This is a genomic window from Candidatus Ozemobacteraceae bacterium (assembly GCA_035373905.1).
In the GTDB taxonomy this organism is placed as follows: Bacteria; Muiribacteriota; Ozemobacteria; order Ozemobacterales; family Ozemobacteraceae; genus MWAR01.
In genome coordinates this window covers 24,899-34,199 of sequence record DAOSOK010000048.1, presented here as the reverse complement: position 1 = coordinate 34,199, position 9,301 = coordinate 24,899, and the positions used below count along the sequence as shown (strand labels likewise).

7 protein-coding genes are annotated in these 9,301 nt (G+C 63.2%); all 7 read left to right on the top strand.

The window, feature by feature from the left end; translation table 11 throughout:
* Nucleotides 1-198 precede the first annotated feature (198 nt).
* The 7 genes from PLU72_18125 (at nt 199) to PLU72_18095 (ending at nt 9,240) form a co-directional block, all read left to right on the top strand.
* A complete protein-coding gene (locus tag PLU72_18125; GenBank protein ID HOT30100.1) occupies nt 199-2,421 on the top strand; it encodes a CPBP family glutamic-type intramembrane protease in 2,223 nt (740 codons plus the stop codon).
* 36 nt (nt 2,422-2,457) lie between these two features.
* Nucleotides 2,458-3,705, top strand: coding sequence for an aldo/keto reductase (locus tag PLU72_18120; GenBank protein ID HOT30099.1), 1,248 nt, complete (start codon nt 2,458-2,460; stop codon nt 3,703-3,705).
* Nucleotides 3,706-3,834: 129 nt separating this feature from the next.
* Nucleotides 3,835-4,371 (top strand): hypothetical protein, encoded by a 537-nt coding sequence (locus tag PLU72_18115; GenBank protein ID HOT30098.1) that lies wholly within the window; start codon nt 3,835-3,837, stop codon nt 4,369-4,371.
* A 159-nt stretch (nt 4,372-4,530) separates the two neighbouring features.
* Complete coding sequence (locus tag PLU72_18110; protein ID HOT30097.1) at nt 4,531-5,982, top strand: hypothetical protein; 1,452 nt, start codon at nt 4,531-4,533, stop codon at nt 5,980-5,982.
* Nucleotides 5,983-6,246: 264 nt separating this feature from the next.
* On the top strand, nt 6,247-7,332 hold the full coding sequence (locus tag PLU72_18105) for a hypothetical protein (GenBank protein ID HOT30096.1): 1,086 nt from the start codon (nt 6,247-6,249) through the stop codon (nt 7,330-7,332).
* Nucleotides 7,333-7,471: 139 nt separating this feature from the next.
* A complete protein-coding gene (locus PLU72_18100) occupies nt 7,472-8,842 on the top strand; it encodes a TrpB-like pyridoxal phosphate-dependent enzyme (protein ID HOT30095.1) in 1,371 nt (456 codons plus the stop codon).
* A 14-nt stretch (nt 8,843-8,856) separates the two neighbouring features.
* Entirely contained in the window at nt 8,857-9,240 is a 384-nt protein-coding gene (locus PLU72_18095; GenBank protein ID HOT30094.1) for a hypothetical protein, read from the top strand.
* Nucleotides 9,241-9,301 lie beyond the last annotated feature (61 nt).

Here is a 9,301-nt window from a genome sequence, read left to right as displayed (position 1 = left end):
CACCCAAATTCAACATCTACGTTAACACCCCCAACTGAACATACAAGACGAGTAGCACAGAGGGTTCCCCAGGACATCACGAAAGCCTCTGCCCCATAAAGAACCAATCCGCAGATCGCGCGGATTCGTTCTCAAACCTTGCCCTGAAAGAGGACAACCAAAACTCGACGAGCGACGCGCAAAGAGTATACTGTCTGCATGAACGGACGCGTGTCGCACCTGTCTGCCGCATGGGCGCTCATCGGCATGAAGACGCGGGTGATCTGGAACACCCTGCGGGCGAAGCGGGGCTTCTGGAGCCTGGCGCTGATCGCCCTGTTCGGCCTCGTGTGGTCCGTGTTCGCCGCCCGGGAAGCCGCCTCCATGACCCGGTCGCTCGGCATGCTTTTTTTCGCGGAGCCGGCCAGGCAACTGCTCTCGGCGATCGTCGCCTATGCGCTCCTGATCGTCTTCACGAGCGATCTTTTGATGGGCCACACGCTGAATGTCGGCCAGATGAGCACCGACGGCCCGTTCCTGTCGACGCTTCCCGCCGCTCCCGGAGCTCTTCTCGCCGCGAAACTCTACGAACGGATCGTCACCGACTGGATCGGTTTCATCATCCTGTTCAGCGGTTTTCTCGGTCTCGCCTGGCCCGGTCGTTTCTCGCCCGGGTGGCTCGCCCTATGTATATTATTATATATAGAGATCGAGCTCGTTTCCGGTCTCGCCGTCACGCTGATCGGGGCCGCGATGCAGCGGTTCTTCCGGCCGGCGGCGATCCAGAACATGTTCTCGCTGATGGGATACCTGTGCGCCTTCGTCGGCCTGGTTCCGTTCCTCATCGTCTCCTCCGCGCCGGTCGAGTCGGCGACGGCGTTTCTCGCCGCGATGGAGTCCTGGCGCGGCATCGCCGGCACGGTGATCGCGCCGTTCCGCTGGCTGACCGATTCGCTCCTCGACGGTTTTTCCAGCCCGTCGTTCCCCGCGCTCCAGCTCCTGTGGGCCGGCACCATGGCCGCGGGCGCCGGCCTGTTCCATCTCGCCGTCCGGCTGAACTGGCTTACCTGGGTCCATCCGGGCCGACGCCGCGACATCAGGACCTCCCGTCACTTCCTCACGGGGCTCCTGCGCAAGGAGTCGGTCCTGCTCCGAAGCGACTGGAACATCCTGACGAATTCCCTGCTGCTGCCGGTCTCGATCATCATCATGCAGTTGTTGGTGTTCAGGAACGTGCTTTCGACGAATCCCGAAGCGCACGGCCTCAACATCATCGCCGCGGCATTGATGTATTTTTCGATGTTCGGCCCCCTCAATTCGATCGGAAGCGAAGGCATGGCCGTTTCCCTGCTCGAAACGCTGCCGGTCTCGCCGGGCCGGATCATCGCCCTCAAAACGTTTTTCTGGAGCTGGCTCGCCGTCTGCTGTTTCATCCCATCTGCCATAGCTATTGGTATATATCTCGTCATCCCGGCGCTGTCGATCGTCCGGATCGCCGCCTGGACGTTTTTCGTCACTCCGCCGCTGATCTGGGTGACGATCTCGATGTCAGCCATCTACGCACGCTACGAGGGTAAAATCCTGCAGCAGCGGTCGCATTTCACGGCGAAACTGCTCACGCCGCTCGCGGTCGGTCTTCTCGTCGCATCGAAGGACCTGTCGCCGGACTCGCTCCTCAACCTCGCCGTCTTCCTTCTGCTGGCCTCGTCGCTGCACCTGAAGGCGTCGGCCGCGATGGCCCGGCGTCTCGACCCGGACGGCCTCCGTCAGCCCCGCTTCGCCGTCGCCGACGCCGTCCTGGGCATCGGCATCCTTCTCGGCATCAGACGATTCATCCTGACGATCGCGGGCCTCGTCGTTCCCCCGGAAGCGCAGGGGCTCTGGCCTTGGCTGTTCTCCCTTCTCATCGGAACGGCCGTGCTGGCGTATCTCTGTTACGAGTATGCCCGCAGCCGGTTCCCCGCGCCCGCGCACGCCATCGGCTGGCGCCGGTGCGGACCGGCCGCCGCCCTCGCCGGCGTCGCGGCCGGCTGCCTTTTCGGCGGCGGGGCCTCCCTCTGGCTCAGGCAATTCTGGCCGGACGGCATCGCGGCCGCCGAAACCGCCAGAACCGTCATCGAGGCGCTCTTCGGCTCCCCGACAAACGCGGCTCTTCCGTTTTTCCTCTTTTTCGTCGCGGTTCCCGTCGTCCAGGAGACGTTCTTCCGGGGCTTCCTCTGCCAAGCCCTGGCCGGGAGCGGATACGGCCGGCTTACCGCCGTCGCAGCGGGCGGAGCCGGTTCGGCCCTTTTGTGGCCTTCGGCGTTCATGGCTCCCGCGGCGGCGACCGGCATGATGTCGGCAGCCCTGTTCCGGCGCACGGACAGCCTGCTGCCAGGCGTTCTGTTCCAGATCGCGTTTCATAGTATTATTATCTATATATATTCCATCGGGACCCCCTGACGGGGTCTCAGATCGCTCCGACGGAGGTCGAACATCATGCTGTACAGAACCATGCCGAAAACGAAGGAACCGTTGTCGATCCTGGGATTCGGCTGCATGCGGCTGCCCACGGCGAACCGAGGCATCGACGAGCAGGCGGCGCTGAAGCTCGTGGATATGGCTCTCGAGCGCGGCGTCACCTACTTCGACACCGCGGTTCCCTACCACATGGGGGCGAGCGAGCCGTTCCTCGGACGAGCGCTCGCGCGGGACGGCAAGCGCTCGAAGGTGAAGATCGCGACGAAGCTCCCCCACTGGCAGACCAGCACGAAACGGGACATGGAGGCCGTCTTTTCCTCCCAGCTCGCGAATCTGCAGACGGACGTCATCGACTACTACCTCGTCCACAGCCTGAACGCCGACACCTGGGCCCGTGCGCGCGCGGCCGGCGTCATCGAGTTTCTCGAGAAGGCGAAGCGCGACGGCCGGATCAGGTTCGCGGGTTTTTCGTATCACGGCTCCCGCGAAGGCTTCAAACCGATCGTCGATGCCTGGAACTGGGATTTCTGCCAGATCCAGTACAACATTCTCGACGAGCAGAACCAGGCCGGAACGGCCGGGCTCGAGTATGCCGCGTCCAAAGGGCTCGGCGTCGTCATCATGGAGCCCCTGCGCGGGGGAAATCTCGCCCGCACGCCGCCCTCCGAGATACAGGCGGTCTGGAACCGCGCCGCCGTGAAGCGCAGTCCGGCCGAGTGGGCGCTTCGCTGGGTCTGGAACAGACCGGAAGTCACGGTCGTGCTGTCCGGCATGACCCTCCCCGAGCATCTCGAAGAGAACGTGCGAATCGCGGAAGCGGCCCTGCCCGGCTCGCTGAGCGCCGATGAGCTTTCCCTCGCCGGCGAAGCCGCCACGGCCTACCGCAGGCTGATGAAAGTGGGCTGCACGGGCTGCCAGTATTGTCTTCCCTGCCCCGCCGGCGTCGACATTCCCGGCTGTTTTGACGCCTACAACAATTTTCACCTGTTCCAGGACCGGAGCGCGGCAGGGTTCTACCTGATCCGCATGAGCGGGGCGCTCGGGAAGCCGGCGCTCGCCTCCCAGTGCGTGCGATGCGGCGCCTGCCTGAAGAAGTGCCCCCAGTCGCTTCCGATCCCGGACCTTCTGCCGGACGTCGCGAAGACGTTTGAGGGACCGCTCTTCCGGATCAAGGCTGCGGGGTTGAAGACGGCGGTGAAGGTGCAGCGGCTCTGGACGCTGTTCAAGGACAAGCTCGAGGCTTCCCGAAAGAAAAAACGCGCCTGACGGCCTTTTCCAAAAACCGCGTCCGAAGCAGAATCGGGCGCGGTTTTCTGTACCACGAAAAAATCTCCTTGCCAAACCAGGCAATCCTTATACATTTCTGCCTTGCGTTCATTACATGGAGGTGCAGTCATGCGTTCAACACACATGTTCGTCTTCGGCCTGCTCGTTCTGGCAAGCGCGGCTTTCGCGGCGCAGAACGTCAGAACCGTCTCCGACAACGCGCGGTTCGAAGTCTCGCCGACCGAGGCGACGAGTTCCGACGCGGCGTTCGGGTTCACCCAGTACAACTCGAACACGGGCCGGTACGACCGGAACGCGGACGGGCGCGTCGATCTGATCGTCGCCGACCGCAACGGAGACGGGCGCGGCGACTACTGGGCGACCGACCGGAACTTCGACGGCATGATCGACGATTACCAGTATGACCGGAACTTCGACGGGCGCATCGACCAGTGGGAATACGATCTGAACTACGACGGCGTTTCCGACAAAATCTACGTCGACGCCGACGGCGACGGCCGGCCCGACATGTATGCGGGGCTGAACCCGGGCGCGCAGACATACACCTGGTACGGCAACCTCTCCGGCGTCCAGGGCGCCGGCGGCCTGGCAAAGAAGGGGTCCAAGCGCCATCTCGCCTCGGGCCGCGCCGCAAATTCGTATTAAGTTTTCACCCATTTGATCGCGGTTTCCGCAGGGGCAGGCTTGAAACCTGTCCCTGCGCAATCATATGCGGATGTTTTGTTGACACCTCCCCGGCGACAGGACGTATAATTTCAAAATACCGTCCTGCTTTTCACGCATATTCTTCCAGGGAGGTCCGCCATGATGCACAGACGCTCCATCCGTCTCTGGAGCTGGATCCTGCTGTTCACCTTCGCCGCCCAACTGGTCGCCGCCGAGGTCGTTCCGGCCCCCGCCGGGGAAGTGGTGCCGGTGCGCGAGGTCGTTCCGGCCGCGGAAGTCGTTCCGGCCGGCGAGGTCGTTCCGGTCACAGCGACGCCGAAGGCCCCGACCGGCGTGCCTGCCATCAATCCGTTCGTCGGCGAGATCGCGGTCGGCGTTTCCCTGCTCATCACGTACGGGCCGCAGATTCTGGCCATGGCAGCCACGATCGCCTCGCTCGCCGCGGCCGTCAGCGTGATCATCAACACCACCAAGCAGTCGGCGAACCTCGTCAAATCGATCGGTTCCAAGATGTCGAACATGCTCCAGCTTCTGCTCGGGCCGCTCGGCATCAGCACCGGCACGACCAAGGACGGCGTCACCGGCCTCAGCAACGAGCTTCTGAACGTCACGAAGTTCGTCACCAACAGCATTTCCACCCCGGTCAGCCAGGTCCAGAGCCAGGTCGACAAGTCCCTTGCGATGTCCCGCGACGTGCAGAGCCTCGCGAGCCGCGGCTATAACGTCGCCGGCCGCATCGGCCAGCATGCGCGCGCCACCTCGGCAGAGCTGACCGGCATCGTCGCCGGCGGCGAGGTCCAGCTGTTCCGCGACGGGGCGAACCGGGTCGCCCAGCGTCTGAACCAGGAAGCCGCCCAGGCCCAGACCGCCTGCCGGCTCACGCTCGACAACGCCGCGATGACCACGGCCAGCCTCGAGCGCGTCCAGAAGACGATCGGCGACGCCCTCGGCGCCTCCGGCAAAGACGCGGACGACGTCACCCTTCACGACATCAACCTGTCCGGCGCCAAGCTGAGCAAGGAGTTGATCGAAGCGCGCAAGTACATGGTGATGTCGAACAACGCCCTCACTGCCGCCGAGAAGTCTTCCAGGGGTATCCATACCGAGATCATGGCGATTCTCAACGACGTGAAGATCGAACTCGAGGCGTTCGCCCTCGCCCACGGGGTCGACCGGGAAAAGCTCGACCGCGTCACGAAGGAACAGCGGGTGAAGATGTCCGGCCCGGCCGCCGAGTCGACGCTGCCGCTCGCCGGCACCGAAAGCCAGAAGATGACCGCGAAGAGCATTTCCGAGGAAATCAGCTTCATGGTCGACAAACTCGGCCGCATCAGCGCGAACGCGTCCAGGCCGTCTCCGACCGCCCATGCCGCCCAGACCGGCGCCAAGGGCAACGACGCCGATTCGATCGCCCGGTCAAAGCGCGCCGCCGCTACCGACGCGGCTTACCAGACGATGATCGACTCGTACAAGGCGTATCTGAACGTGATGACCGCCGACCCGGCCGACAAAACCGGTATCGACGCCGCCAAGGCGAAATACGACGAAGCGCAGAACGCCTACCAGAAAACACTCCAACCCGCGCAGTAACCCCCGTTCGTCCTCGCATCCCGCTCTTCGCATTCCGAAGGGCGGGATGTTTTTCTGTCTCACCTGTCGATAACAAGAGATATTTTCAGAAAAATGGCCATTCAGATATGCAAATTCAACCAAATGTCGTTTCATCGGATCAAACATCGATCATTTCCTCCACGTTGCCGTAAGCAATCCATCAGGAAATGCCGATGATATGTACAGAATCAGAAAAGCCGAAATAGGGATTTTTCGGCGAGCATTGAGCCAGGGAGGGCATATATGCAGATTTCATCGCGTTTTCCGACACCCCAGGAACTGCTCAAACAACTCGAAGAGTCTCTTTCGCAGGGAGATCCCCGCCCCGCCGAAGCCGGAATCACCCCTCCGGCCGCTCCCCCGGTTTCCGACATCTACGAAGGATCCGCACCGGCCGCCGAGAGCGCCGAAGCGACGGATGAGGCCGGGCAGGCGAAACCCGACGGGCTGCGCATCTCGTATCACTTCGATCTCTTCTACCAGCTTTCCCAGAAAGTGCAGACCCGCATGGGCCAGAGCGGCCAGGATAAGTTCATCGAGACGACGGGCACCGTCGCCGAGACCTTCCGGGGCAATTTTTCGCTCGAGATCGACGCCATCGGAAACTTCATGAAGGGAACCGATGCGGCCCTGAACGTTTCGAACGAGACGGCGAACGAGTTCTTCGACGCGGTCAACGGCCTCGCCGAACTTTCCCCCGACGCGCTCGAAAATTTCCTGAAGGAATCGGGCGAATTCTTCGACGAGCTCGAGCAGACCTACGGCGAAGCGGGCGGGGCCTTCGACGAGATCAAGGCCCGGATGCAGGCCCAGGCGAAGGCGTTCTTCAAGGGCGTCAGCGCGATCCGCGGCGACGCCGCGGGAGAAGCCGGTGAAGCAGAAACGGCGCCCGCCGTTCCCGAAACCGCGGAACCCGCCGAGGCCGCCTCTCCGGAGATCAAGCTGGCCGTCGGCCCCCAGAAGGGGCTTGGAATCCGCGAAGACATCTACCGGAAGTTCATCGACAGCTTCCTCGAGTATATTCGTCGCTATAGTGAAACGCTCCACGACGCGAAGTCCGGCGGGGCCAAGCCGGCAGAACAGCCCGCCGCAGTCGCGGACACCCCGGCGGTCGCGAAGCCCGCGGAGCTGAACGCCTCTCCGGCCATCCAGAAGCCCGCCGCCCCCGACACCCCGTATCCGATCCTTCCCAACATGCCGAACGGCAAGTTCCCGATCGGGTATTACCTCGCCACCGTGAAGACGACCTCGGTGTTCAGCCGCTTCGACTTCAACGCCGAGCAGCCGGAAACGGCCGCCGGGACTTCCAAACTCGATACCTCTGCCTGAGGAATCGGATCGTTCATTCGTTGCCTCCAATCGCGCCGCGGACACCCCGCGGCGTTTTCTTTTCTCGGGTTCTTTTGTTTGCGGCAAGGGTCGGATCTATGCTAGAACAAAGGAAATCCCATCACTCGAGAGGAAGCATATGGCCGAATTCGACAAGCTCATCGGTTCGAACGGAGTTCCGACCCACTGGTACAATATCGTTCCGGATATGCCGAAGCCGCCGGCCGTTCCCCTGCATCCCGCGACGCATCAGCCGGTCACGCCGCAGGACCTGGCGCCGATGTTCCCGCCGTCCCTGATCGAACAGGAGGCATCGAAAGAGCCGCTGATCGCGATTCCCGAAGAGGTCCGGGACATCCTCTCGATGTGGCGCCCCACCCCGCTTCGGCGCGCGCGCAGACTCGAACAGGCGCTCGGCACCCCTGCGAAGATTTTCTTCAAGTATGAGGGCGTTTCGCCGGCCGGCAGCCACAAGTCGAACACGGCCGTTCCTCAGGCGTATTACAACAAGCAGGCCGGCATGAAGCGCCTCGCCACCGAGTCGGGCGCGGGCCAGTGGGGAACGTCGCTGGCGCACGCGGGCTCGATCTTCGGCCTCGACGTGGCCGTCTACATGGTCCGTTCGAGCGTCGCCCAGAAGCCGTACCGCAAGGTCGCGATGGAGATGTGGGGCGCGAACGTGTATCCGAGTCCCTCCGAGATGACGAACGCGGGCCGCGCCGAACTCGGCGTCGACCCCGACTGTCCCGGCAGCCTCGGCATCGCGATTTCCGAGGCGGTCGAGGACGCGACCGGCCGCGACGACACGAACTACGCGCTCGGCTCGGTCATGAACCACGTGCTGATGCACCAGAGCGTGATCGGCATCGAGGCCCGCCAGCAGATGATGGACATGAAGGAATACCCCGACGTCGTCATCGCCTGCTGCGGCGGCGGCAGCAACTTCGGCGGCATCGCCTTCCCCTTCCTGCACGACAAGTTCACGGCGGGAAAGAACGTGCGCGCGATCGCGGTCGAGCCGACCTCCTGCCCCACCCTGACCAAGGGCGAGTTCCGCTACGATCGCGGCGACGTGGCCGGCCTCACGCCGCTCCTGATGATGTATACGCTCGGCCACTCGTTCATGCCGTCCCAGCTCCATGCCGGCGGCCTGCGCTACCACGGGGTCTCGCCGCTGGTGTCGCACCTCTACAGCGAGGGGCTGATCGAGGCGAAGGCACTCGAGCAGTTGGCCATCTTCGAGGCCGCCAAGACGTTCGCCCACCACGAGGGCATCATCCCGGCTCCCGAGAGCGCTCACGCCGTCAAGGCCGCGATCGACATGGCCCTCTCGTGCAAGGACACCGAGAAGCCGATGACGATCCTGTTCTGCCTCAGCGGCCACGGTTTCTTCGACCTGGGCTCGTACGCCGACATGATCGCCGGGAACCTCGCCGACGCCGGCTTCTCGCCCGAAAAGATGCAGGAATCCCTCGGCAAGCTCCCGTCCGTGCAGGTCCGCTGGGAATAGACAGGGCCCGTTCGATGGCGCAACCTGAGGCCGGTTTCCAGGCCGGTTTCCAGCCCGGGTTCCGGATATCGCTCTCTGACGCGCTCGTCCTGGCGGCAGGGATTTCCGCGACGGCGGCGATGGCCGGGTCGGGATCCTGGTTCGCGCTGATCCCCGGCTTCGTCGTCGGCAATTTTTTCTTTTTCTGCAACGTGTTCCGAATTGCCCGGCGCTCGGAACTTCTGTGGACGTTTTGTTTTCTTGCGGCCGCCGGGGCCGCGGTCATGGACTGGATCAGCTGGCCGCCGGTGTTTGCCGGCGGGCTTCTCCTGTCCGTCGTGCTGTTTCTCGTCGAGTTTCGCAAGCCTTCCTATCATGGAATCTGGTGGAAACGGATCAATCCCGACCTTCCCGAGTGATGGAGCCGGCAACAGAGATGAATCTCGGTGTCGACCGCAATCTGGTATCGAAATCACCTCG